The following is a 22,579-nucleotide window of genomic DNA, read 5'->3' as shown; positions in this document are numbered from 1 at the left end:
CCAATCAGCTCGACGACGATGCGCGCAGCGAGCTCAGCCCCGGCCGAGCCGGGCCCAGCCGGTTCCCGTTCCGCCGGTCACCGGCTTGTCGGCCGCCAGGCAGGCCGCGTAGGAGGTCGGGTCGCCGATGCCGAACCCGTGCCCGCTCGCGCCGGCGTAGCGGCCGCTGACCCCGGTGAAGTTCTCCCGGATCTCCGGCCCGCCGATCCCGGTGAACCGGATGGTGATCGTGACCTGACCGGAGCTCGTCTCGCCGTTGCTCCAGGTGACCGAGGCCGGCCCGTACCCGTCGGCGCCGCGGCAGGTCCCGGTCATGACCGCGACGCCACTGGTCCTGCCCCCGGTCACCGCCGGATCGCCCTCGCAGTGGTGCAGGACCGCCGACGCCTGGTAGCTGACGGTCTTGACCTTGTCCCGGACCAGGCCGTCGACGCCCGGGTCCGGGTCCGGCTGTTCGTCCTTGGGCTGGCCGATGGTGACGTCCGCCCGGCAGGAGGTGGGGATCGGCTCGCCCACCGCCTCCGCGCGGGGCGCGGCTCCGAGGTCGGTCGCCGCGAAGCCCAGCGCGGCGGCCAGCACGACGTACATCGCGGCGTGAATTCCGACCCGACGCCAGCGCCTCATGGCATTGCCTCCCGCAACCGAATTCGTGAACGAGAAATCGTTATGGCCTTCCCATGCGGGTAGAGTCAACGCGGACCACTCGGACGAATTACGGCAAATGCCTGTGCAACAATTCCGTTGAGCGTGAGAAAACTTCGCAAACTCAGGTTCTCGTCAGGAAATGCGATACCGAGCCTTTCCTCCAACCGAAGCACCAGCCGGACGACGTCGAACGAGCTCAGTCCGTACCGGCTCAGGTCCTCGTCCTCCCGCACGGTGTCGGGCAGGTCGACCAGCTGCGCCACCACCTCGCAGACCAGTCCGCGGACCTCCTCCCGCGTCACGAGCGCCCGCCGAAGGTGGGGAACCACCAGTTCGCCCGCCCGAGCAGCCGCATCACGGCCGGGACCAGCACCGCGCGCACCACGGTCGCGTCCAGGGCCAGCGCGATGAACATGCCGACCGAGACCTGCTTGATCAGCGAGATCTCACTGGCCGCGAACACCGCGGCGTTCACCAGCATGATCAGCACGATGGTGGTGATCAGCGGGCCACAGCGCTGGAGCCCGGAGGCGACCGCCAGCTCGTTGTCGCCGGTCTCCTCGTAGCGCTCCCGGATGCGGGCCAGCAGGAAGAACTCGAAGTCCGTGGACAGTCCGATCAGCAGCAGCAACAGGACCACGGGCACCACGACGTCCACGTGGCCGATGTGGGTGGCGTCGACCAGCCAGAGCAGGTGGCCCTCCTGGAAGACCCAGGTGAGCGCCCCGAACGACACCCCGAGGGACAGGGCGGTGAGCACCACGGCCTTGATCGGCAGGACGAACGACCGGAGGGCGACGGTGAGCCAGACCAGCGCGAACAGCACCGCGTACAGCAACGCCCACGGCAGCCTGCGGTGCACGGTGTCCAGGGCGTCGACCGCCATCGCGGCGGCTCCGCCGACCAGGACCTCGCCGCCAGGGGGCGGCAGCGAGCGGAGAAGGTGGACGAACTCCCGCGCGGCCGGGTCCGATGCCGTGCCGGGGTGGGTGAAGTACAGCGCCACGGTCCGGTCCGCGCGGGCGGCGATGACGCCCGCCCTCCCACCCGTGGCCGTGTCAACCTCGCGCAGCCAGGTCACCAGGTCGGCCTCGCCACGGGAGGAGTCCACCGGCGCGGCGAAGGTGACCACCACCTGCGCCGCGTCGAGGGGTGAGTAGGCGAAGTCGGCGCGAATCCGCTCGGCGGCGACCCGGGAGGAGGCGTCCGGTGGGAGCTCGCGTTCGTTGGGGAACCCGATCGTGGTCCGCAGGGCCGGGGTCGTGAGGATGGCCAGCACGAGCGCGGTCAGCACCAGGTAGTGCACGGGCTGGGCCATCACCGCCGTGGCCACCCGTGCCCACTGGCCGGTGTCCGACGCCCGCAGCCTGCGCGCGGGGGTGAGCCGGCGGCCCAGCAGCCCGAGCATCGCCGGCAGCACGGTCACGCTGAGCAGGCAGCTCACGGCGAGCGCCGTGCACCCGCCGACCCCGATCGAGGAGGCCAGCCCGAGCGGGAAGAAGAACAGCGCCGAGGCGATCCCGGAGACGGTCAGGCCGGACAGGAACGCGGTCCGTCCCGCGGTGGCCACCGTGGTGCTGACGGCGTCGTCGACCTCGGCTCCCCGGTCCAGCTCCTCGCGGAAGCGGCTGACCACGAACACGGCGACGTCCACGGCGAGGGTGAAGCCGAGCACGCCGACAGCGTTGTAGGTGAGCGCGGAGATCTCGGTCAGCTCCATCCACAGGCTGACCAGGCCGAGGGTGATGCCGATGGCGAGTGTGGCCATCACCAGCGGCACCAGGGCGGCCAGCACGGAGCGGAACAGCCACAACAGCAGCAGGAACACGAACGGCAGACCGAACAGGCCGGCCCGGGTCAGGTCGGCGTCGGAGCGGCTGATCGCCTCGTCGAGCATCGCGACGGGGCCGGCGAAGCCCACCTCGAACCCGCCGGGTCGCAGGTGCTCGCGCAGCAGCTGGTAGGACCGGGCACGAGCGGTGTCATCGGTGCCTGCGAGCAGCACCGCGACGATCGTGGCGTGCGCGTCGCGGGAGGCCAGGATCGGGATGCCGCTGCTCCAATACGTGGTGACCCCGGTGGCCAGCCCCGGGGGCAGGTCGGCCACCGCGCGGTCCACACCCGCCCGGAACGCGGGATCGGTCACGGTCAGGTGCGGATGCCGGAAGACCGCGAGCACGTCCGCCCCGCCGTGCCCGAGCCGGTCGCGGACCGCGTCGAGGGTGCGCGCGGACTCCGCGCCGTCGGGGATGTAGCCGCCGTAGCTGAGCCGGTCGGTCGAGCCGATGCCCGCGAGCACCCCGACCACCGCGGCCACGACTGCGCCGAACACCAGCGGCCACCGCCAGGACCGTGCCGGTCCGGCGAACACGCCTCGCGTCATGCGGCCGACCGCCGTCGCGGGTCCGGCGCGGCGGGCACGCGCGCAGTACAGGGTTGTGCAAATGCCATCTGAATTCCCCGATCGGATGATCAGTCAGCCGTGAGATCGAGGTCTATTCTGGCGCGGATGAACAGCAGCGGCGCAACCACCCGGGAATGCCGGGAACCCTCCGGCGATCCGTGCCTCGATGCCATTCTGGAAGCCCTGTCGCGGCATCTGGGAGTCGACGCCGCCGATATTCCGATCGACCTTCCCGTTGTCGACGTCCCGGGAATCGACTCGATGACGTTGATCAACGCCCTGCTCGCCATCGAGCGGCACCTGGGGATCAGCGTCGACCTGCACCTGCTCACCCAGGTCCGCACGATCGCCGACCTCGCCGCCGTGGTCCGCCTGCACCACGGGACCGAGCTCGCGTGAGCGGCGACCGCTGCCCGCGGCTGGTGGACGTCGCCGTGCACCTGCCCGAGACCGGGATGGACACCGAGTCCGTCGAGGACCGGATCGCCGCGCTCAACCCCGAGCTGGAGGTCCCGCGCGGCCTGCTGGGCCGGTTCACCGGGGTGCGCTACCGCCATGTCCAGCCGGCCGGCTCCTGGGGCATCGACCTCGGTGTGCGCGCGGCCCAGACCCTGTTGGCGCGCAACGAGATCCGGGCCGAGGACCTGGACCTGGTCATCTTCGCCGCGGCGAGCACCGACGTGCTCGAACCGGCCGCGGCCCATGTCGTGGCGGCGGAGCTCGGCGCGAGCTGCCCGGTCTTCGACGTCCACAACGCCTGCAACTCGCTGCTGAACGCCATCGAGGTCGCCGACGCCCTGATCCGCGCGGGCGCCTACCGCACCGTGCTGGTCGTCTGCGGTGAGACGCTCAGCCGCGCCGCGCGGTGGCGGTTCGACACCGTCGACGAGTACATCGCCTCCGGTGCCTCGCACAGCCTCTCCGACGGCGGAGCCGCACTGCTGCTGGAGGGCGCGGACGAGCCCGGAATCCTCGCGCACCGCGCTTGCGCCAACTCCGACGCCTGGCGCTCGGTGCTGCTCCCGTTGAACTGGACCGAATCCGCCGAACCCACTGCGGGTGCGCTCCAGGTCCGCACGGTCGACCTCTACCGGGCCGTGGCCACGCTGGACCACGACCTGCCGGCGAAGGTTCTGGCCGAGCTCGGGCTGACCGTCGACGACGTCGCCGTGTTCTGCGTGCACCAGCCCGCGGACGCCTACCTGAAGGACTTCTGCGAACGCTCGGGGATCCCGCTGGAGCGCACGATCAACACGATCCGCGACCACGGCAACCTCTCGGCCGCGACCCTGCCACTGCAGCTGACACTGGCCGCCGACTCGGGCCGGCTCCGGCGCGGTGACATCGCGGTACTGATCGGCCTAGCCAGCGGGGTCAGTCTCGGGATTCTGGTACTGCGCTGGTGAACCGGGCCGCCACCCCGGAGGCCCGAACGTGTACCCGAGCCGCTCCCGCCAGCCGCGGCTGCCGCGCAGGTCCCGCCCGAGCGCGGCGAACTCGTGGAAGGCCACGCGGAAAGGGTTGTAGGTGTCGATATTGGTTGTCAGGCCGTAGGTGGGACGGCGGGTCTCGTCCGCGAAGCTGCCGAACAGGCGGTCCCAGACGATGAAAATGCCGCCGTAGTTGCGGTCGAGGTACTCCGCGTCGCTGCCGTGGTGGACTCGGTGGTGCGAGGGCGTGTTGAAGACGAACTCCACCCACCGCGGCAGCCTGCCGACCCTCTCGGTGTGCAGGAAGAACTGATAGGTCAGGTTCCACGACATCGCCACGAAGATCATCCAAGGCGGGATTCCCAGTGCTGCCAAGGGAATCCAGAACGGCAGCATGAACATCGGAACCCACTTCTGCCGCAGGGCGGTGGTGAAGTTCAGCCGCACACTGGAGTGGTGGGCGACGTGCGAGGCCCACATCAGGCGTATCCGGTGACTGCTGCGGTGGTAGGCGTAGAAGCAGAGGTCGTCGCCGATCACGAGGACCAGCCACACCCACCAGTCACCGGGATCGAGCCGAAGTGGCGAGTACTGGTAGATCACGGCGTACACGGCCAGCGCCACCACCCGCCAGACCACGTTGACCACCAAGTAGCCGACCCCCATCGTCAGGCTCGTGACCGAATCCCGGACCCCGTAGCCGGCCGCGTCCTCGTCGTGCCGCAGCACGTGCAACGAGACGATCTCCACGACTGTGAACACCACGAACACCGGCAGCGCCCACAGGATCGGCTCGTTCAGCTCGTTCAACAGCTCGACCAGCCAGCCGATGTCCACACGCCACTCCCGAATCTCACCTTCATCGGACAGCGTCCAAGCCTGGCGCAGTCACTGTCCTCCCACCGGAACGGCACGCCGGACCCGATGGATGGACGGTGTCACAGCGGCTGACGCATCTCGTCGAGACCAGTCGCGACACGGGCGAACTCATCGACTCATGTGTCGCGGCTGAGAGGGAGCAGTATTGACCGCCACCGAGCACGCGCGCATCCTGCTCGGCCGGTCCACTGGGACACGATCGTCCCGACGGGGCTGCCGCAAGAACTTGGGCTGTCTGGTCGGCGGTCGGGCTCGGGATGTGCTGGAGCTTGATGGGGTCAACCGGCCGAGTCGGATCTGTCCGCGAGAACGGAGCGAGTAGAAGCTTCTCGATGGCGGCGTTGTCACCGGCTGATCCGACTCGGCTCATCGAACCGGCCATCCGGTGCCGGACAGGATGTGGTGGAGGGTGCTCGACCGGAGCTGTCCGCCGTGGTCGCTGTGCAGAACGCCTCCGGTGACCGGCCAGCCGGCGGCGGTCCGGCGGGCGAGGGTGGACACGGTGATCGAGGACTCCTTCCGGTCAGCGATGGAGTGACCCACGCTCCGGTTCGAGCTTGCCCTCGCCGGTGGGGTGCTCGGTCAGGTAGGTCAGCCGGACCTGGTTCGGCCTGTCGGCGGCCCGGTTGCCGCGGTGCCCGTGCCGCCGCCCCAGCCGTAGCGTCCGAGCACGTTCCACGGATCGATGGCCGCCACGTCGACCGACCCGCCGAACCCCCAGCCCTGGCCTTCCAGGAACAGCTCACTCGCTACGCGCTGGGCCGCCGTCGTGTGGTCGGTGGTCATCAGCCGGACAGACTTCGCCGAGAGCAGCTGACGCCCGTCAACCGCGCCTTCGGCGAGCAGCATCAGCGCGAAGCGGTGCCAGTCGTCGGCGGTCGAAACGAGGCCGCCCGCACGCGATGGGAACGTGGGGACACGGCGCCACTGCCCGTCCGGGCCGTCCACCAGTTCCAGTCCGTTCTCGCCCACGCTGTAGTACGACGTCAAGCGTTCGCGCTTGGCCGCCGGGACCGCGAAACCGGTGTCGTCCATGCCGATCGGTTCGAACAACCGGTCCGCCAGGAACTCCGGCAGCGGGCGGTTCGTGGCACGGGAGACCAGTCGTCCGGCGCGGGCACGAGCTGCGGTTGCGGTGGCCCCTGCCGGAGATCGCCGAACAGCGGCTGGACCGCGGGCAGGGAGAAGTCGGACGGGAAGCCGTGCCCGGAATGCGAGGTCAGCAGATCGAGCACGGTGATCGGCCTGCCGGCCGGGACCACATCGTCGATCGGGCTTTCCGGAGTGCGCACCACGACGGGTGAGGCCAGCTCCGGCAGCCAGCGCGCGACCGGGTCGTTCAGCGCGAGCCGACCGTCGTCCACCAGCAGCATGACCGCCGCCGTGATCGGCTTGGTGAGCGATGCGATGCGGAAGATCGAATCCCCAGCCATCGAGGCGCCCACGGCGGCCACCTCGACCTCGTCGTTGCTGGCCACCAGTGCCACCGCGCCCGGAACGGCGCCGCTGCCCACGTGCCTGCCCAGAACGACTTGCAGATCGCTCATCGGTCCGCCGCGGACCGTATGCGTCGAAAACTCATGAAATTCCGCCGGACAAAACATGAAGGACTTCATTCCCTCGTGAATGGGTTGCGTTCGGTGCGCCGCTGCCTCCATGATGCCCCGGTCCTGACCGAAGTGTGAATGCGTGAGGTGATTCTGGATGTCCATTCAGCTTGTCGACGCGCCGACTGACGTGTTCTCCGCCGCAGGTGACGTGGAAGCTGAGCTGTCCGTGCTGGCCACTCTGGACAGTGGTGCGACGGGAGACACCGTGTTCACCTTCCCCACGGCCTTTTCCTCCTTTCCGGCCTGCTGTTCGCTCGCCGATTTCTGACCGATGGGTGAGGTGCGGGAGCGCGGTGGCGCGATCGACTTCGACGACCGCCACCGCGCTCTCGGCGCACGACTGGCCGACCGTGTCGCCGCACCGTTCGCCGCCCTCGCCGACCCCCTGGTCGGCTGGGCCTGCGAACGTCTGGTGGAGTCCGCGCCGCGCGGCCACGGTCAGCCGAACGCGCACCAGTGGGCGGAGCTGCTGCTGCCCGCGTTGTCGCGCAGGCTCAACGGCATGGCGCAGCGCGCCTGCCTGGCCGAGCTGGCCAGTGCTCGCGAGCAAGGCCTGCTCTCCGGTGACGACAGCGAAAGCAGATTCGCATCCTTCCTGGTCGGGCTGGCGAATGACAGGCAGTCGGTACTGGACCGGTACCCAGTCCTCGACAGGCAGCTGGCAGTCGTCACCGACCTGTGGGTGACCCAGGCAGTCGAGTTCTCCGAGCGGCTTGCCCGCGACCTCCCCGACCTCGTGGAGCGCTTCGCCGGTGGAACCGATCCGGGAGCCGTCGTCGATGTCCACATGGGACTCGGTGATCCGCACCGCGGGGCGCGAACCGTCTCCGTCGTGGAGTTCGAGAGTGGACTTCGCTGCGTGTACAAGCCGCGATCGCTCGCCACCGATGTCCATTTCCAGGCTTTGCTGGAGTGGGTGAACGACCGCCTCGACGGTCCGGAACTGCCGACACTTCGTTGTGTCGACCGTGGTGAATACGGATGGACGGAGTTCGTCGAGGCCGCTGAGTGCGAGCCCGGAGAACCCGCCGCTCGGCTCTTCCAGAGGTATGGCGGCCTGCTCGCTGTCCTCTATCTTGTGCGCGCAGGGGACTGCCACACCGAGAACGTGATCGTCTCCGGTGAGCGCCCGTTTCTCATCGACGTCGAGACGGTTTTCCAGCCGCTCATCACCTCACTGCGCTCCGACTCCGGTTCCGCGGCGGAAAAGGCCGCAACGGCGATGTGCGAGGGATCCGTCCTCTTCAGCGGGCTCCTGCCGGTCGGTGCCCGGCCCGCCGACCCCACGGAGCTGGCCGGCCTCGGTTCGTCCGCTGTGGCACCACGGCCGGGGGCGGCGCTGCCCAAGGCCACGGTCGTCGGAGCGGGTACCGATCGCATGCGCATCGAGTTCGCCCGGCAGCCCTCGGAGCCGGTTGAGCCGTCACGGACGCCGCGGCCGATCGAGCACCTGGACGACATCGTGTCCGGTTTCGCCGCGACGTATCAGGTGTTCGTCCGCCACCATGCGGAGCTGGTCGACTCCGCCGGTCCTCTCGCTGCCTTTTCGCCTGACCGCGTCCGTTGCGTCGTGCGAGACACGATGGTGTACGGCTTGTTGCTGTCCACGTCTTTTCACCCGAGCTTGCTGCGTGATGTCGCGGACCGAGAACGGCATTTCGATCGTCTGCGCGCTGACGTCGCTCGGCGGCCAGGACTCGCGGCGTTCGTTGATGCCGAGCAGCGGGACATGCGGCGCAACGACGTTCCCCTGTTCACAGTCGGCGCGGACGGCGGCCCCGTCTGCGCGGCGGACGATGTGCCGTTGTCCGGAGTGACTGTCCGGTCCGGCATGAGCATCGCGCGCGAAATCCTTGACCGCCTCGGACCGGACGACCTGGAGTTGCAGACCTGGTTGATCCGCACGGCGGTCACGTCGGAGACGATCCGCTCCGAGCTGACCGTGGCACGCCAACGGCATGAATCAACCCCTGCGGCTCATCCCGCCGATCGGACCCGGCTCGCAGCCGCCGCGGACGCGCTCGCGGAGAAGGTCGCGGCCCTGGCGATCAGCGCCGACGACGAGGCGGTGTGGCTGGGCTGCTCGACTGGTCGCAGCGGGAACTACACGGTCGGACTCCTCGGGGCGGGGTTCTACGACGGACTCACCGGAATCGCGACGTTCCTCGCGCGCCACGGCGAACTGCGCGACTCCCGAGAAACGACGCGTCTGGCCGCCCAGGCCGCGCGTGCCGCCCTGCGCCGAATCGGGCACGCTCCGGAGCCCGGCGGACGCGTCGGACTGCAAGGCACCGGGGGACTGGTCTACGGACTCGCGCAGCTGCATTCCCTCGTACCACAACGAGAACTGCTTGATCATGCGTTGGGGCTCGCGAAGCACCTGCGCACGGACGTGGTCTCCGACGAGCAGTTCGAGGTCATGGGCGGAGCCGCGGGTGCGATCTTCGGGCTCGCCGCACTGCACCGCGTGCGGCCGGACGGCGCGGTCCGGGACGCGATCGCCGCAGCGGCCGACCGGCTCGTTTCGGCGCAGCGTCCGTGTGCTGTTGGAGCGGGCTGGACCGCCGTCCTGCTCAGGGATTGGGGAGTGGCCCCGGAACCCCTCGGGGGCTTCGCGCATGGAGCTTCCGGCATCGCGGCTGCGTTGGCCATCGCGGCCGATGTGCTCGGCGATGCGCGTTACGAGGACGCGATGCGCGCTGCCTTGGTCTATGAGGCGCACCTGTTCGACGTGGAGGCCGGGGACTGGAGGGACGTGCGTCGCGACATCGCGACCGACTTCGTCGTCTCGTATGGCCAAGACGGCCCCGCCCAGTCGGTCGCGTGGTGCCACGGCGCTCCCGGCATCGGCATCGCGCGACACATCGTGCTGGACATCGTCGACGATCCGTCCTGGCGGGACGAGTTGAGCACCGCCGCCGCGACCACGCTGCGCTCCGGCTTCGGCAACGATCACTCGCTCTGCCACGGCGATCTCGGCAATCTCGACTTCCTGCTGCTCGCCGCGCGAAGGGACGCCGCGCTCGCCGACGCCGTCCAGCGCCAGGCGGCTGGTGTGCTGGACGGAGTCGACGAGCACGGGTGGCGCTGCGGCCTGCACCCGAACCTGGTCGGCACCGGGCTGTTCACCGGCCTCGCCGGGATCGGCTACGGCGTGCTGCGGCTGCTCGATCCGGAGACGGTGCCCTCGGTCCTCGCTCTCGAACCACCGCGAGGGGAATGACCGCTTTCTTCAAGACCGCCGTCGCGGTGGCGAAGCACGATGAGCACATGAACATCGACCTCGCCGCCGCTACCGCGTTCATGGCCGGACATGCCCGCGTGCTGGACCGTCGCCGCTTCGAGCTGCTGCTGGGAGGTGGTGATCCCGCCGCCGTGCTCGCCGCCCTCGACGCGTACCGCAACCCGGACGGAGGCTACGGCTGGGGGCTTGAGCCCGATCTTCGGTCCCCGGAGAGCCAGCCCGGCGCGGCCTTGCACGCTTTCGAGGCGCTTGGCGACGTCGCTCCCGTGCGGGCGCCGCAGGCGGTAGCGCTGTGCGACTGGCTGGCCTCGGTCTCCCAGCCTGACGGCGGACTGCCCTTCGCGCTGCCGCTGACCGCTACCGCTGCTACCGCGCCGTGGTGGCAGAACGCCGAACCGGGATCCTCGCTCCAGATCACCTCGGTCACAGCGGCGGAGGCTCTGCGCGTCGCGGCGCACGACCCTGCCGTGGCGGCGCATCCGTGGCTCGACCGCGCCGTCCGCTACTGCTTCGACGCGATCGGGCGGATCGACGAGCGGCCCTTCGCCTACATCCTGGCTTTCGCGATCCGCTTCCTGGACGCGGTCCACGAGCGGTATCCCGCCGAAGCAGCAGACCTCCTGAGCTCCCTCGCCTCATACGTGCCCGCGGACGGTCGCGTGCACGTCGACGGCGGCACGGAGCACGAGTCGCTGCACCCGCTGGACATCTCGCCGCGCTCCGGGCTGCCGTCGCGATCCCTGTTCACCCCGGAGGTGATCGCCGCCGACCGCGAACGCCTCGCCCGGCTGCAACAGGACGACGGTGGTTGGGTCGTCGACTACGCCAAGATCTCCCCGGCGGGCGTCCTGGACTGGCGCGGGTTCGCGACCGTGCGCGCCGTCGAAGTGCTCCTTGACGAGAAATGACCAGGGCACACCTTCGAAGTCGGCTCCCCGCCCGCGAAGAAGCGCACCGCCTCGACACCGCCGCACTCAGTCTTGCGCAACGAGCCGTGCTGATCGTCCGCGATGGTCATCAGCGTGCCGCCGACAGCACGCTGATGGCCACCGCCCAGCCGATCGACGTGACCGGCTCGCGGCTGCACCCGACGAGCTGGGTCACGGAACCAATGGTCACGGCGACCACCGCCGCGCACAGCGAACCAGCCCAGATAGGGCTGGTTCAGGGTATTGGAGGGCCTTTGAGCACCGGCCCATCAGATGTAGCACGTATGCGACGTTTTTGTGTCTGAGGAGCGACTTGCACACTATCCACACGTCTGCAGCTTTAGACCGAACGCGAATCATCATGTGCTGCAACCTTCGGACGTGTCCCGCTCGTCCCGGCCCATTTGGGGCGAAAGAGATCTTTGACGCCTGCAGAAACACCGGACCAAGGGAGAAGGATCGGGTTGCCCGCACGCGTCCCACCCGGCTGTATGGCGTTGAGAGAAGGCAACCAAGGGCTGTGGCTCGCGTGTCCCGTCCCGGTTCGCTGCGCGCAGAGCATTGGATAGGTCTGATGGCCGAGGAGGCTGGTATGGCTTGGTTGACGCGGCCCTCAGCGGTCGCGCCACGCGAGCGGTGACAGTGTGTCGGCGACGCGCTGGGCGGTTGCGGTGGTCAGGCCCTTGAGAGCGCTGTCGATCCAACCTTGAACTCGCTGAACGCCGATCTCTCGGTACTCGACGGCTTGGAGGAGCATTTCCAGCTTGTCCGCTTCGCGTATGCGGCGGGCTTCCGTGGTCTCGGCTGCTTCGTACTCGTCGACGGCGCTCCGGATCGAGGTGCCGGCAACTGGTACGTGGCACCGTTCCAGGTGACCGACTTCAGGGTGGTGCACTTGCTGTAGGTGTCGGCCAACGCCGGGGTGGCCGTGAGGAGACCCAGGGACATGAGGAGAGTGACGGCGGCTACCGCCACGGTCCCGAACCTGCGGGAGAACGTTTTCAACGGACTTCCTCCCCCCATGATGGTGAATCACCTGTATGGCCATCGACCGGTCACCGGTGAGAAGGCGCCACGAGCCGACCAGCCCCCGCCAAATGCAGCGTGCGAGACGGGACCGAACACTCGCGCCCACCGTCCATGGTCGAAATTGAGACGAGCGGGCCGCGTGCGCTGCCCGGGGAACTGGTGGTGGCATGAGCGGGATCGGGAAGTGGAACCTGGGTATCGGCGCGGTGCTCGTCGTCGTGGCCGTGGTGTGCGCGGCGCTGGACCTCATCCCCGTCGCGGTGATCGCAGGAATCCTGGGCCTGCTCGGGCTCGGCATCGCGGCGTACGACGCGATCTACGAGTGGCTGAAGCGGGCCGAGTTGCGGCGCCGGGGAGCCAGGGCCCGCAGGGAACAGGAACGGCGCCAGGGCCGCTGACCGATGCGACGTGAACGACGGCGGCTGTGGCCCGCCCTCGGGGCGCTGGCACTCATCCTGCCCGTCCCGGCGTGTTCGTCTGGCGCCGCCCGATGCGAGGAGGCGCTCACCGCAGCGACGACGTCGGTACCGGGCGTGGTTTCCGCGCAATGGGAATGCAGCAACAACTTCGGCGGCGGATGGCAACGCGCGCACGTCGTGATCGAGGCGGCCACCGAAACCGAAGCCATCGCGGTGGTGGACGCGGCCCTGCGCGCCTACGCCACAGCACTCGGCCTCGAAGACGGCTGGTCGACGCCGCAGGAATACGCGACCCGGGACCGGTCGATCATCGTCAGCGCGAACGACGTGGGGTTCAACGGCCCGCCGAACATCAGGGAGGTGCGCGAACGCTACGGCACCACGTCCGGCTGACACCGCCATGCTGGACGGGGCCACTCGAGACACGGGAGCAGCATGCGATCCCTCCGGGCTTTCCTGACCGCGTCCGGCCTGGCAGCCCTGGCCACGGTGACCCTCGCGGCCTGCGGCGGCGCGTCCGCCCGCACGTGCGAGGGGCACTGACCGCCGAGGCGACCTCCGTGCCGGCTGTGATCGGGACCGAGTTCACCTGCGAGCAGTCCTTCGGCAACCCGGGCCAGAGGGGCTAGGTCACGATCGAGGGCGCCACCGAAACGGAGGTGTCCGCGGTGATGGAGCGCGTGCTGCAGGCGTTCGCCGATCTGCGCGACGCTTTGGTGGTTTACGTGCGGTTCACCAATGACGACGGATCGGTCTCGGTCCACGAGGGCTGGCCGGGTTCAACGGGACACTGTCGATCGGCGATCTCCACGAGCACTACGGCATCACCCCCGGCTGACCTCTCGCGCAGAACCGAACAGCTGGCTCGCGCGCAGTGCCCGGTTCGAAGCGATGAGCGTGTCGAGCACCTCCCGGGTGTGGACCAGGTCGTCGATGTGCTCGGTGAGCCGGTCCCGCTCTTGCGCCATCCGCGCCAGTGCGGCTGGACAGGCCCGCGCCATAGAGCCGCTGGCTGAAGGCGACCCGCTCGATGTCGTCGTCGGCGTAGTGCCGTTGCGCGCTCGCGCTGCGCCTGCTGGCCAGCAGGCCCTGCTCCTTGTAGTACCGCACCGACCGGGACGCTGACCCCGGCCTAGGCCGCCAACTCCCCGATACGCACCGCACATCAACGATGCCCAAGCGCAGCGCGCGGCCGCTCGGGCCGAACTGGACGCCTGCCGCGCACCAGAGCTACTGACCGCCGCCGAGGTCTACGCCATGATCGATTCCCTGGGAGACGTCGGCGCGGAGCTGAAGCGCGCCAACCCGGCAGGACTGGAAGAGCTGTTCGCGGAATGGCGGCTGGAAGGGGCCTACAACGCAGAAAGGCGGACGGTCGATGTGACCATCCGCCCACTGAGGAGGGTTAGTGCTGGTGTCCGAGGGGGGACTTGAACCCCCACCCCATTTCTGGGACTAGCACCTCAAGCTAGCGCGTCTGCCATTCCGCCACCCGGACAAACCACCCGGCGTTGTCTCCGCCGCGTGTGGACACAGGTTAGCTGATCAACATGCCGGGCTCCAAATCGGGGGTCGGCCGCGCTGGAGAGGTGGTAGAAAGGCCAGGTGAGCAGCGACTTCAGGACCGGGGGCAGCCCGGCGACGGACACGCTCGGACTGGCCGAGGAGGAAGTCGTCTCCCTGGCCAGCGAGCTCATCAGGATCGACTCCACCAACACCGGTGACCCGGACACCGTGGTGGGCGAGCGCGCGGCCGCGGAGTACGTGGCGGCGCAGCTCGCCGACGTCGGGTACGAGACCACCTACGTGGAGTCGGGCGCGAAAGGGCGGGGCAACGTCTTCGCCAGGCTGGAGGGCGCAGACCCAAGCCGCCCGGCGCTGCTGGTGCACGGCCACCTCGACGTGGTCCCCGCTGACGCCAGCGAGTGGTCGGTGCACCCGTTCTCCGGTGCTGTGCAGGACGGCTACGTGTGGGGCCGCGGCGCGGTCGACATGAAGGACATGGTCGCGATGACCCTCGCGACGGCCCGGCGGCTCAAGCGCGACGGCATCGTGCCACCTCGCGACATCGTCTTCTCCTTCCTCGCCGACGAGGAGGCCGGCGGCCTCCAGGGCTCTCAGTGGCTCGTCGACAACCGCCCCGAGCTGTTCGAGGGGTGCTCGGAGGCCATCGGCGAAGTCGGCGGCTTCTCCATCACCGTCAAGGACGGCGTCCGCGCCTACCTGATCGAGACTGCGGAGAAGGGCATCGCCTGGATGCGCCTGCGGGTACGCGGTCGCGCGGGCCACGGTTCGATGCTCACCGACGACAACTCCGTCGTCCGGCTTTCCGAGGCCGTGGCACGCCTCGGCCGCCACACGTTCCCGTTGGTGATGACCGACTCCGTTCGCGAGTTCCTCGCCGCGATCACCGAGCTCACCGGTCTGGAGTTTCCTGAGGACGACATCGACGGAGCGGTCGCCAAGCTCGGCGGCCTCGCCCGCATCATCGGCGCGACCCTGCGCGACACGGCCAACCCGACGATGCTCAACGCGGGCTACAAGGCCAACGTCATCCCCTCCAGTGCGGAAGCGGTCGTCGACTGCCGCATCCTCCCCGGTCGCCAGCCGGCGTTCGAGCGTGAGCTGGACGAGATCCTCGGCCCGGACGTGGAGCGCGAATGGATCGCGAACCTCCCCGCCCTGGAAACGAGCTTCGACGGCCCCCTCGTCGACACGATGTCCGCCTCGATCATGGCCGAAGACCCGGGCGCCAAGGTCGTGCCGTACATGCTCTCCGGCGGCACCGACGCCAAGGCCTTCGACCGCCTCGGCATCCGCTGCTTCGGATTCGCCCCACTGAAACTGCCCGCGGACCTCGACTTCTCCGCCCTGTTCCACGGCGTCGACGAACGAGTTCCCGTGGACGCCCTGAAGTTCGGCACCCGAGTGCTGGACCGCTTCCTCCGCCACTGCTGACCCACCGCTGTCGGCGCGGCGCCCCAGCGTCGCGCCGACAGCGTCTGTCCTCTTCGGACACAGTTCGAGGGGCCGGTGCAGACCCCGATTACGCCATCAGCTACGGTATGCCCACACGCGGCAGCAACACCCACCGCGTAGGTCCGGGTGGCGGAATGGCAGACGCGCTAGCTTGAGGTGCTAGTCCCAGAAATGGGGTGGGGGTTCAAGTCCCCCCTCGGACACAATTTCGTGGCATACGTGCTACATCTTACGGGCCAGTGCTCGAAGCCCCATGAACACACAAAACCAGTCCTTTCCGGGTTGGTTTGTCGTGCGTGGTGGTGGTCCTCGTGATCGGCCCGGTGATCGCACCTGTTGTGCTTCCACCTACCGCACCCCGCTCGTCTACACGGTTGACGGCTCGTTCTCCGTTGCCGCTGTCGGTGATCCCGGCTTCGCGCTTGAGCAGCGTCGTCTATTGGTTGGCGGCGGTGGGCAGCCGGGGCCGTGTCGCCGACCATGCCGTGATGATCGTGCTGCGGTGAGCCGGGAAACGCGGCTGAACATTCGCGAGGCCTTCGGGTTGCTGGTTGTCCACGCGGTTCCGAGTGGGGTGTTCGCGGTGACCAAGCAGGGGCATCTGCGGTTGCCCGCGTCGGTGCGGCACTGCTGCGGCCTGGTCCCGGGCGATCGTGTCCTGCTCGTGGCCGACCCCGACCAGAACTTACTGGTGGTGCACCCGCATGTCGCGCTGGACGAGCTGCTCGTGGCGCGTCACGTCGAGCTGCTGGGCGGCGATCGCCCATGACGACGCCGTCCGGAACTTCGCCGGAAGTGGAAGCGGCCCGGCTCGTACTGGAGCGGATGGGCGTCTCCATCGAGCAGCTTTTCCCCGTACCGGTCGTGCGGAAGCTGGTGCCGACGACGTTCTCGGCCTACATCCCAGTTGTCTCTGACGCGGTCTCCGACGGCACCCGCCGATCCTACGGTCCGTACTACACGTCGAGCAGTTCCATCGCCTTGAGATCGACGAGGCCGGCGCTGCGCCGCCGTTCATGCTCAAGATCGTTGCGGCGGTGGACGATCGTCGCCGTGGTGTCGAAGATCCGCGCGTTCACCGAACGGGCCTCGCGCAGGTCGCGTGCGGTGCACGGATCCACCTGGATCGTGTTCGCCAGCGGAGAGCTCATCGCGTCCGGCTCGATGCCGTGCGGGAATGGTAGGGGGCGGTTCGCGCGGTGCGATCCTTTCACGCCTTCCAGGCTCGCCCGTTCAGGGGACAACTTGCCTTGTGGCCGACGTACTGCACTTTTTATCGAGCACCTGTTCGATAAAAAGTGCAGTACGTCGGCCGGTGGTGTCCACAGTGGACGATGCGTCGTGCCTGTCAGCGCGTTCGATGTGGCCAGGCCGCGAGCACTCGGGACTCCAGTTCGTACCTGCCCTCAGCGTCGATGTCGAACAACTGCAACGCGATCAGGCAATCGAGGGTGGTTTCTGGTTCCTCCAGCACTTCTTCGACAGTTTCCAGCAGATCGGAGCGCGAGATCGGGCCGAGGTCAGCCAGCACGACCACCGCTTCGAATGCCCGGAGGAGGGATTCCTCCGCAGTCAGCCCGACCGCGTCAACCAGGGCCGCTGCCCCTTCTGGCTGCGCCAACCGCTCTGCCACCCGCCGAAGGGCTTCCTGTTCGTCCCTGCCGGTCGACACCAGCATCGCCGCTTCCTCGACCAGCATCGGCCACCCTCCGGTGACCTCGAGCAGTTTCTCGAAGCGCTCCTCGTGCGAGAAGTGACCGCTCGACAACGTCCACACCCGCAGCGATGCCCTGTCGTACCTACGCAGCAGCACCACGCCCGCGGAGGTCGTACCCTTGGCAGTAGCACCGCCGAGAACCGCACGCCACACGCTGAACTGGTCCGGTCCGGCGATGATGACGGCGGAGCGCGTCACGCCGGGCACCGTGGGCACCCGCTCGACGGCGGCGGCGAGGGCTTCCAAGCACGCCTCGTCGTTCGGCGCGGGCACCACGAGGTCGTCGATGATCACCCGGCGTTCCCCGGGCTTTCCCGCGATCAGCTCTTCCTCGAAGTGGCGACGCATCGAGATGGACGGCACCGTGAACAGACCTCCCTCGCCGGTCGCCTTCCTGATCCCGGTCGCGGCCATCTCGATCCTGGTCGCCGGGGTTCCCAGGACAACGCGGACCTGATTCGTGTGCACGCCAACCAGGTCGTTGACCTGCCTGGCGGTCAACGGGGACCAGCGACCGTCCGCAAGCTCCATCCGCTGTTCCAACGCGGTGAACTCCTCCGGGAGCAGGGAGGTGTCGGCGCCGACGAGCTGCGTCTCCACGTCCTTGCGGGAACCGATCATCGACAGCACGTTCGGACTGCGCAGGTGCCAGCCCCTGCCGTCGTTGTTCGGGGCCAGCACACCCAGGCCGACCATCTCCTGCAAGTACGCCCGGAAACCCTCGATGTCCAGTGTGGTGAACCCGGCCGGCCACCAGCCGAGACATTCCTCGCGCACCTGCACGTCCGTCAGCCTCGCGTCGAGACCGCTCTCGTGTGCGTTGTGCGCCAACACGTTCGCGATGACGTTGTACCGCGGGTCGAGATGCAACGTGTCGCGGAAGGCCGCGTTGATGTCGGCCTTCAGGTCAGCGTTGGCCTCAACGCTCTCCACGTCCGCGCGGGTGATCTTGAACGGTGGGCCCTCGCCAAGGGGTTCGACCGTCGCGCGTTTCACGTGCATCGCCTCGATCAGCCTGTTGCCGAACATTTGCAGCAGGAACGGCTGGTACGAGCAGTAGCCAAGGACGCGGTTGACGAAGTCGGGTTCCGCGAACTCGAATCCGAGTGCCTGCAACGGACTCGTCAGCAGATCCGAAGCGAACTGGGGGTGCAGCGGGCCGATCACCGTCGGGCGCTGCGCCAGGTGACTGAAAGGACCGTTCGGCGAACTCTTCGTATACCGCTGGACGGAGTGCAGTCCGGCGAAAACGACCTTCACTTTGCTGTTGGCGGACTCGCCGAGGTGTTTGAGCCGGGTCGTCTCGGAGAACCGGGGAGCATCGGCCTCGAAGAACCGGTCGCACTCATCCAGCAGGATCAGCAGACGGCGCTGCGGGTTGGTCTTCGTCCACTCCAACAGACCCGAACGAACCTGCTCGTACGGTGCCACCGACTTCCGGCCTCGTGGACGCGTGATGACCTCGCGCTCGATCAGGTCCCGCGCCAACGCGCCCCAGATGGCGTCTGACCCGATCGCCGAATCGGGCGCGATGCCGACCGTGTCCAGGCTCAGGTAGATCGCGACGTGCTCGCGTCGTTTCTGGTCCTCGAAACGCGCTGCGGCGTTGCGAAGCAGCGCGCTCTTGCCGAGCCCGCGCCCGCCGAAGATCAACTGTGTGCCGTCCGGGTCGAGCAGGCTCTTCCGTTCCGCGTCACGGCCGTAGAACATCTCCTCCGCGACCAGTCCGCGCTTCTGCCTGAGGTACGGGTTCACGTTGGAGAAGGGCAACAGCACGCTCATCGTCGCGTCCATCTGCCCATTGCCCTGTGCCGCGAGGTAGGCGAGCGCGGAGTCATCGAGCACCAGAACGGGAGCCGCGCTGCGCACCGCCCGCCTGGCGAGCTCTTGCCGCGTCTGCATGCTCATCGTCCCGAAGTACGCGATCAACAGACATTCCTCGGAGTGGTCCTGGTCAGCGAAACCCATGAGCTGTTCCGCGCCGTGCTGCCCCCAGGCGAGCAACACCCGGAGTCGCTTGTTGAGCTTCTTCTCGCTGAACGCCGGCACCAGAGCGCTGCCGTGGACCTTGATGTCGCACACGTCCACGAACCGTCGGTTCGGCCCGTGCGGCACCTCAGTGACCCGCTCAATCCTGCGGCACTCGATCCCGATGACCCTGAGAGCCGGTAGCAACAGCTGCCGCTCGTTGATGCGGTTCCATCGCCCTTCCGGCGGCGTCGTGCTCATCTGGAGCCAGCCGGACAACGCCTCCGCCGTGGTCGCGGCGACATCCGAGCTGAGTTTCGAAAAGTTGAGGACCTCGCACCCCCGCACTTGGCGGCTGCTGCGGATCACGGCGATGAGTTCGGGAGTGAGCCCTCGCGGCAACGCGTCCGGCACGGTCGGGAAGTACTGTCCGAAGTCCTTGCGCTTTCGTACTTTCGGCACCGGGACACCGATTTCGAGGAAATAGGTGAGCTCCTCCGCAGTGGAGAGCTGGCCGGTGTTGATCAATCCAGTGACTCGTTCGATAGTCGCCTCGTCGACATTGGGCAGATCCGCGAGGCGTTGCTGAAGGCGCAGAACGGCTTCGGTGCGGTAGCGCACCTGTTCTTCGGCGACGCGCTCCAGCTTTATGCGCGCGGCCCCCAGATCTTGACCGGTGGGCGCGGCATCGTTGAGCAGGCCGGCGAGTTCGTTGTCCTGCTCGTGGGTGATCTCAGCGTTCAACAGCGCCTGACGAAGCTCGGTGGTCAGTTGTGCGTACCGCGCGGTCAGTTCCTCACGACTGGCGCGCTCCGCCGCGTCGAGCTCTGCCTCGGACACCGCCAGCGGCGCGTCGCCTCTGTCCGCGTTCGAGATCCCGCCTCCTTGCACGGCGTCGAGCACGAATCGCGCCGCGGCGTAGTTCTCCGCTTCGATCTGCGCGCCAATGGCCTCGTTCCAGTCCCGCTCCGCCGCGACGACGAGTTCAGCCGAGGTGGTGTTCTCCGGCGCGGTGACCTTGCTCAGGGACAGGTCGATACTCGCGCCGGGAACCTTCAGCAGCTCGCCAGTCAGCACGAGTTCCGGAGCAGGCTCACGCGCCAGAAGAGCCCGCTTCCCCTCCAGCACCGAGAACGTCATTGTGAGAGAACCAATCGCGGCACGGGCGGCAGCGGCGACCATCCGGTCGCTGTGCTGAGCCTGCTTCATCAGCGCCTCGACAACCGCGGGCCTGCTGGTCAACAGCGCTTCCCGCATGGCGGTGATCTCGCCGGTGCTCCACGTGTCCCGGCGATTCGCTCTGGTCAGGGAGAGGACCGTCTCGGTCCATTCGGCCAAGGGCCGCAGCGCCTCCTGCACGAGGTTGAGCAGCGCCTGCCTGCCCGCACCTTCGACGGGCTTACCGCCGGACCCGCGCAGCTTGCGGTCGAGCAGGTCGAGTTCACCGGTCACAGCGGAACTGTCGCTCAAGGTCGCCAGCGCGGCGCTGACCTCGTTGACCGCGCTCTGGTTGTTGGCGACGACCAGGGTCAGCGGGCGGCCGAGCATTCCGTCAGCGGCCAGCCAAGCTTTCGCGATGTCCGTCGCTCGCTTGAAGCGCAACGACCGATGGCGCCGGAGCACCTGCGCCGCCTTGTCGGTCACGTCCCGAAGGACGCGTTCGGACTCGTTGACGTCCGCGAGCACCGTCAACACCGGTGACCCGACGAGCGCGCCCTGAAGCGCGCGCCTGCCGACCTGCTCGGCCAGGTCGGCGAGATTGGGCTCGACCCGGTTCGAGAGCTCCCCGAGCAGCGCTCCGGTGTTCGGGTCACCAGTGACCAAGGCGGCGCGCACGAGGGCAGGAATGGCGAGCAACACGCTCGCCAAATCGCCAACAACGTCGTCCATGTTGACCGTGCTCAGCTCACGTCGGAGAACAATGGCGCAAGCGCTCTTCTCGCTGTGCACCACATCCGCCAGCGCGGCCACACGCAAGACTGACTGCTTGGCGACGGGCCACTTGTCGGCGGTGGCCAGGAGCGCCGCCATCCCGAACCGCTGCGCCGCCACCAGATCAGCGACAGTCGCTACGAGGCGGCTGTGTTCCAGGACCGTCTCGCTCAGCACTGGGCGTTCGAGTTCCTGGCGCTCAACGGGAACTGGAGCGCTTGCGGCAATCGTCTCCGCGGGTACGGTGTTCGTCTCCTCGCGCCCCGCCGCCGCGACGGACTCCTCTGACCGCTGAGGACCGGGCAGCTCATCCACAATGGACTGATCAGGAGCTGAACGATCGGCGTCGGCCTGCGAACCCGCATCGGTTCCATCGGTGTTCAGGACCAGCAGCGATGCTTGGACGGCGAGCGCGGCGAACTCCGGCTTGGCGGTCGTGAACAGCTGGATCGCTTCCATCCTCGCCTGCACGTCGACCGTGGGTTCCGCCAGCGACACGAGTGTGCCCAGCACTGTCGCCGAAGTCCTGTCCGCTTCGCCCCACTCCCTCAACGCCAGGAGAGCCATGGCCTCGGCGCGTACCGAGGCCAACTGCGCCAGCAACACGTCGTTGTCGGCAACGGTCAAGGAACACAACAATGTCAGCGACGTTCTGACGTCACCGTCCTGTGAAGCGGCGGCGATCTGGTCGACGGCCTCACGAACGGCAGCCGAACTCTCCTCCTCGATCTCCGCACCGGCCTCACCCAGCGCATTGATGACGAGGTCGAACGAGGACCTCGCCGACACCAACACGGTCAGGTCGTCCCGAGCGGGAGGGCACGACGCCGCCAGCGACTCCACCACACGGCGGGCCGCTGTCAGCGCCTCAGCGAACGTCCCGTCGAGTGCTTCGCACGCTGTCCGCAGGTCCACCTTCGTGGACTCATCCCTTTCAGATTCCACACTCGTGTCAGGCAAAGGACCAACGTTGTCCTCGGTGTGCACGGTTTCGGTCACCTCTCGCGGCGGCTGATCATCCGCAGTGGACTCTCCCTTGCTGCCCTTACTCCGTGCACTGGGTTTCGGCTGGAAGCGGTAAGCAGCGGACTCGTGAACAACCCGCTCCGCAGCACGGTGGACAGCAGCACAGGGATCGGCTCCCCCGCTCGCGCTGAACCACGGCCGGCCCGCCGCCCATTGCCACAATCGAGCATCCTGGATCGTTGCTTTGCCGGCGACCCACAGGGTCAAGCGCAGCAGCGCCGGTCCCCAGATCTCCTCTGGGCTCCGCTCTGGGGCGGGCAGGTCACCGCCGAGCTGGTCCGCGAAGACCCACAGTGCGAGATCGCGACGGACCGCGCTGGTCAGCGCCAGCGCAGCATGCCGCGCGGTGTGACCGGTCGCTCGATGCA

At 68.2% G+C, this 22,579-nt stretch carries 22 protein-coding genes, 2 tRNA genes and 1 pseudogene; 12 read left to right on the top strand and 13 right to left on the bottom strand.

Going from position 1 to position 22,579, the window contains the following annotated elements; all coding sequences use genetic code 11:
* Positions 1-33: 33 nt before the first annotated feature.
* From ACFFQA_RS16595 to ACFFQA_RS16585, 3 genes are all read right to left on the bottom strand, one after another.
* On the bottom strand, positions 34-624 hold the full coding sequence (locus ACFFQA_RS16595) for a hypothetical protein (RefSeq protein ID WP_377852857.1): 591 nt from the start codon (positions 622-624) through the stop codon (positions 34-36).
* A gap of 65 nt (positions 625-689) precedes the next feature.
* Entirely contained in the window at positions 690-947 is a 258-nt protein-coding gene (locus tag ACFFQA_RS16590; protein ID WP_377852856.1) for a phosphopantetheine-binding protein, read from the bottom strand.
* Positions 944-3,028: an MMPL family transporter gene (locus tag ACFFQA_RS16585; RefSeq protein WP_377852855.1), complete on the bottom strand. Its 2,085-nt coding sequence runs from the start codon at positions 3,026-3,028 to the stop codon at positions 944-946. Before ACFFQA_RS16585 ends, ACFFQA_RS16590 begins: the two co-directional genes overlap by 4 nt.
* A 126-nt stretch (positions 3,029-3,154) precedes the next feature.
* Between ACFFQA_RS16585 and ACFFQA_RS16580 the strand changes: the two genes are divergently transcribed.
* Positions 3,155-3,448: an acyl carrier protein gene (locus ACFFQA_RS16580; RefSeq protein ID WP_377852854.1), complete on the top strand. Its 294-nt coding sequence runs from the start codon at positions 3,155-3,157 to the stop codon at positions 3,446-3,448.
* On the top strand, positions 3,445-4,455 hold the full coding sequence (locus ACFFQA_RS16575; protein WP_377852853.1) for a 3-oxoacyl-ACP synthase III family protein: 1,011 nt from the start codon (positions 3,445-3,447) through the stop codon (positions 4,453-4,455). Before ACFFQA_RS16580 ends, ACFFQA_RS16575 begins: the two co-directional genes overlap by 4 nt.
* Here the strand turns inward: ACFFQA_RS16575 and ACFFQA_RS16570 are convergent.
* The 4 genes from ACFFQA_RS16570 to ACFFQA_RS16555 all read right to left on the bottom strand — a co-directional run bounded on the left by ACFFQA_RS16570 (position 4,411) and on the right by ACFFQA_RS16555 (position 6,905).
* Positions 4,411-5,316: a sterol desaturase family protein gene (locus ACFFQA_RS16570; protein ID WP_377852852.1), complete on the bottom strand. Its 906-nt coding sequence runs from the start codon at positions 5,314-5,316 to the stop codon at positions 4,411-4,413. The two genes, ACFFQA_RS16575 and ACFFQA_RS16570, sit on opposite strands and share 45 nt — an antisense overlap.
* Before the next feature lie 408 nt (positions 5,317-5,724).
* A complete protein-coding gene (locus ACFFQA_RS16565) occupies positions 5,725-5,901 on the bottom strand; it encodes a hypothetical protein (protein ID WP_377852851.1) in 177 nt (58 codons plus the stop codon).
* A gap of 48 nt (positions 5,902-5,949) precedes the next feature.
* Positions 5,950-6,411: a serine hydrolase domain-containing protein gene (locus tag ACFFQA_RS16560; RefSeq protein WP_377852850.1), complete on the bottom strand. Its 462-nt coding sequence runs from the start codon at positions 6,409-6,411 to the stop codon at positions 5,950-5,952.
* On the bottom strand, positions 6,345-6,905 hold the full coding sequence (locus ACFFQA_RS16555) for a serine hydrolase domain-containing protein (RefSeq protein WP_377852849.1): 561 nt from the start codon (positions 6,903-6,905) through the stop codon (positions 6,345-6,347). The genes ACFFQA_RS16560 and ACFFQA_RS16555 overlap by 67 nt, the downstream gene beginning before the upstream one ends.
* A 157-nt stretch (positions 6,906-7,062) precedes the next feature.
* Between ACFFQA_RS16555 and ACFFQA_RS16550 the strand changes: the two genes are divergently transcribed.
* Genes ACFFQA_RS16550 through ACFFQA_RS16540 form a run of 3 tightly spaced genes read left to right on the top strand, consistent with a single transcriptional unit; the run spans position 7,063 to position 11,120 of the window.
* Positions 7,063-7,236: a hypothetical protein gene (locus ACFFQA_RS16550; protein ID WP_377852848.1), complete on the top strand. Its 174-nt coding sequence runs from the start codon at positions 7,063-7,065 to the stop codon at positions 7,234-7,236.
* 3 nt (positions 7,237-7,239) lie between these two features.
* Entirely contained in the window at positions 7,240-10,191 is a 2,952-nt protein-coding gene (locus ACFFQA_RS16545; protein WP_377852847.1) for a type 2 lanthipeptide synthetase LanM family protein, read from the top strand.
* A gap of 47 nt (positions 10,192-10,238) precedes the next feature.
* On the top strand, positions 10,239-11,120 hold the full coding sequence (locus ACFFQA_RS16540) for a prenyltransferase/squalene oxidase repeat-containing protein (RefSeq protein WP_377853050.1): 882 nt from the start codon (positions 10,239-10,241) through the stop codon (positions 11,118-11,120).
* Between the two features lie 634 nt (positions 11,121-11,754).
* Here ACFFQA_RS16540 and ACFFQA_RS16535 read toward each other — a convergent pair.
* Positions 11,755-12,189 carry an HD domain-containing protein gene (locus tag ACFFQA_RS16535; protein ID WP_377852846.1) on the bottom strand — a complete coding sequence of 145 codons (435 nt, stop codon included), beginning with the start codon at positions 12,187-12,189 and terminating at the stop codon, positions 11,755-11,757.
* 148 nt (positions 12,190-12,337) lie between these two features.
* Between ACFFQA_RS16535 and ACFFQA_RS16530 the strand changes: the two genes are divergently transcribed.
* Both ACFFQA_RS16530 and ACFFQA_RS16525 read left to right on the top strand, forming a co-directional pair.
* Positions 12,338-12,568 carry a hypothetical protein gene (locus ACFFQA_RS16530; RefSeq protein ID WP_377852845.1) on the top strand — a complete coding sequence of 77 codons (231 nt, stop codon included), beginning with the start codon at positions 12,338-12,340 and terminating at the stop codon, positions 12,566-12,568.
* A 3-nt stretch (positions 12,569-12,571) separates the two neighbouring features.
* Positions 12,572-12,982, top strand: coding sequence for a hypothetical protein (locus tag ACFFQA_RS16525; RefSeq protein ID WP_377852844.1), 411 nt, complete (start codon positions 12,572-12,574; stop codon positions 12,980-12,982).
* Positions 12,983-13,413: 431 nt separating this feature from the next.
* Here the strand turns inward: ACFFQA_RS16525 and ACFFQA_RS16520 are convergent, their stop codons facing one another.
* Together ACFFQA_RS16520 and ACFFQA_RS16515 are read right to left on the bottom strand one after the other, a co-directional pair.
* Positions 13,414-13,557: a hypothetical protein gene (locus ACFFQA_RS16520; protein WP_377853059.1), complete on the bottom strand. Its 144-nt coding sequence runs from the start codon at positions 13,555-13,557 to the stop codon at positions 13,414-13,416.
* A gap of 76 nt (positions 13,558-13,633) precedes the next feature.
* Positions 13,634-13,699: pseudogene (locus tag ACFFQA_RS16515) on the bottom strand (MerR family transcriptional regulator); the annotation flags it as partial.
* Between the two features lie 147 nt (positions 13,700-13,846).
* On the opposite strand from ACFFQA_RS16515, the gene ACFFQA_RS16510 reads away from it, so the two are divergent.
* Positions 13,847-14,023, top strand: a complete 177-nt coding sequence (locus tag ACFFQA_RS16510) for a hypothetical protein (RefSeq protein ID WP_377852843.1) — start codon at positions 13,847-13,849, stop codon at positions 14,021-14,023.
* Here ACFFQA_RS16510 and ACFFQA_RS16505 read toward each other — a convergent pair.
* A tRNA-Leu gene (locus ACFFQA_RS16505) sits at positions 14,002-14,087 on the bottom strand. The two genes, ACFFQA_RS16510 and ACFFQA_RS16505, sit on opposite strands and share 22 nt — an antisense overlap.
* A gap of 107 nt (positions 14,088-14,194) precedes the next feature.
* Between ACFFQA_RS16505 and ACFFQA_RS16500 the strand changes: the two genes are divergently transcribed.
* The 4 genes from ACFFQA_RS16500 to ACFFQA_RS16485 all read left to right on the top strand — a co-directional run bounded on the left by ACFFQA_RS16500 (position 14,195) and on the right by ACFFQA_RS16485 (position 16,337).
* Positions 14,195-15,547 (top strand): M20/M25/M40 family metallo-hydrolase, encoded by a 1,353-nt coding sequence (locus tag ACFFQA_RS16500; protein WP_377852842.1) that lies wholly within the window; start codon positions 14,195-14,197, stop codon positions 15,545-15,547.
* 141 nt (positions 15,548-15,688) lie between these two features.
* Positions 15,689-15,771, top strand: a tRNA-Leu gene (locus tag ACFFQA_RS16495).
* A 171-nt stretch (positions 15,772-15,942) separates the two neighbouring features.
* A complete protein-coding gene (locus ACFFQA_RS16490; protein ID WP_377852841.1) occupies positions 15,943-16,074 on the top strand; it encodes a hypothetical protein in 132 nt (43 codons plus the stop codon).
* Positions 16,071-16,337: an AbrB/MazE/SpoVT family DNA-binding domain-containing protein gene (locus ACFFQA_RS16485; protein WP_377852840.1), complete on the top strand. Its 267-nt coding sequence runs from the start codon at positions 16,071-16,073 to the stop codon at positions 16,335-16,337. The genes ACFFQA_RS16490 and ACFFQA_RS16485 overlap by 4 nt, the downstream gene beginning before the upstream one ends.
* 187 nt (positions 16,338-16,524) lie before the next feature.
* Here ACFFQA_RS16485 and ACFFQA_RS16480 read toward each other — a convergent pair whose 3' ends face one another.
* Positions 16,525-16,719, bottom strand: coding sequence for a hypothetical protein (locus tag ACFFQA_RS16480; protein WP_377852839.1), 195 nt, complete (start codon positions 16,717-16,719; stop codon positions 16,525-16,527).
* A 197-nt stretch (positions 16,720-16,916) separates the two neighbouring features.
* The gene (locus tag ACFFQA_RS16475; protein WP_377852838.1) at positions 16,917-22,100 is read right to left on the bottom strand and encodes a P-loop NTPase family protein; all 5,184 of its coding nucleotides are present in this window, start codon (positions 22,098-22,100) and stop codon (positions 16,917-16,919) included.
* Positions 22,101-22,579: the final 479 nt, after the last annotated feature.

This window comes from Allokutzneria oryzae, from assembly GCF_042429765.1.
GTDB lineage: Bacteria > Actinomycetota > Actinomycetes > Mycobacteriales > Pseudonocardiaceae > Allokutzneria > Allokutzneria oryzae.
Note: the sequence above shows the minus strand (reverse complement) of the source record. Positions and strands in the feature narration are given on the sequence as shown.

Excerpts from the sequence above, each read along its gene's own strand:
- ACFFQA_RS16595 (WP_377852857.1), bottom strand. The coding sequence starts at position 624 with ATGAGGCGCTGGCGTCGGGTCGGAATTCACGCCGCGATGTACGTCGTG.
- ACFFQA_RS16585 (WP_377852855.1), bottom strand. The coding sequence starts at position 3,028 with ATGACGCGAGGCGTGTTCGCCGGACCGGCACGGTCCTGGCGGTGGCCG.
- ACFFQA_RS16580 (WP_377852854.1), top strand. The coding sequence starts at position 3,155 with ATGAACAGCAGCGGCGCAACCACCCGGGAATGCCGGGAACCCTCCGGC.
- ACFFQA_RS16555 (WP_377852849.1), bottom strand. The coding sequence starts at position 6,905 with ATGAGCGATCTGCAAGTCGTTCTGGGCAGGCACGTGGGCAGCGGCGCC.
- ACFFQA_RS16550 (WP_377852848.1), top strand. The coding sequence starts at position 7,063 with ATGTCCATTCAGCTTGTCGACGCGCCGACTGACGTGTTCTCCGCCGCA.
- ACFFQA_RS16545 (WP_377852847.1), top strand. The coding sequence starts at position 7,240 with ATGGGTGAGGTGCGGGAGCGCGGTGGCGCGATCGACTTCGACGACCGC.
- ACFFQA_RS16540 (WP_377853050.1), top strand. The coding sequence starts at position 10,239 with ATGAACATCGACCTCGCCGCCGCTACCGCGTTCATGGCCGGACATGCC.
- ACFFQA_RS16535 (WP_377852846.1), bottom strand. The coding sequence starts at position 12,189 with ATGGCCATACAGGTGATTCACCATCATGGGGGGAGGAAGTCCGTTGAA.
- ACFFQA_RS16530 (WP_377852845.1), top strand. The coding sequence starts at position 12,338 with ATGAGCGGGATCGGGAAGTGGAACCTGGGTATCGGCGCGGTGCTCGTC.
- ACFFQA_RS16525 (WP_377852844.1), top strand. The coding sequence starts at position 12,572 with ATGCGACGTGAACGACGGCGGCTGTGGCCCGCCCTCGGGGCGCTGGCA.
- ACFFQA_RS16520 (WP_377853059.1), bottom strand. The coding sequence starts at position 13,557 with ATGGCGCAAGAGCGGGACCGGCTCACCGAGCACATCGACGACCTGGTC.
- ACFFQA_RS16510 (WP_377852843.1), top strand. The coding sequence starts at position 13,847 with ATGATCGATTCCCTGGGAGACGTCGGCGCGGAGCTGAAGCGCGCCAAC.
- ACFFQA_RS16480 (WP_377852839.1), bottom strand. The coding sequence starts at position 16,719 with ATGAGCTCTCCGCTGGCGAACACGATCCAGGTGGATCCGTGCACCGCA.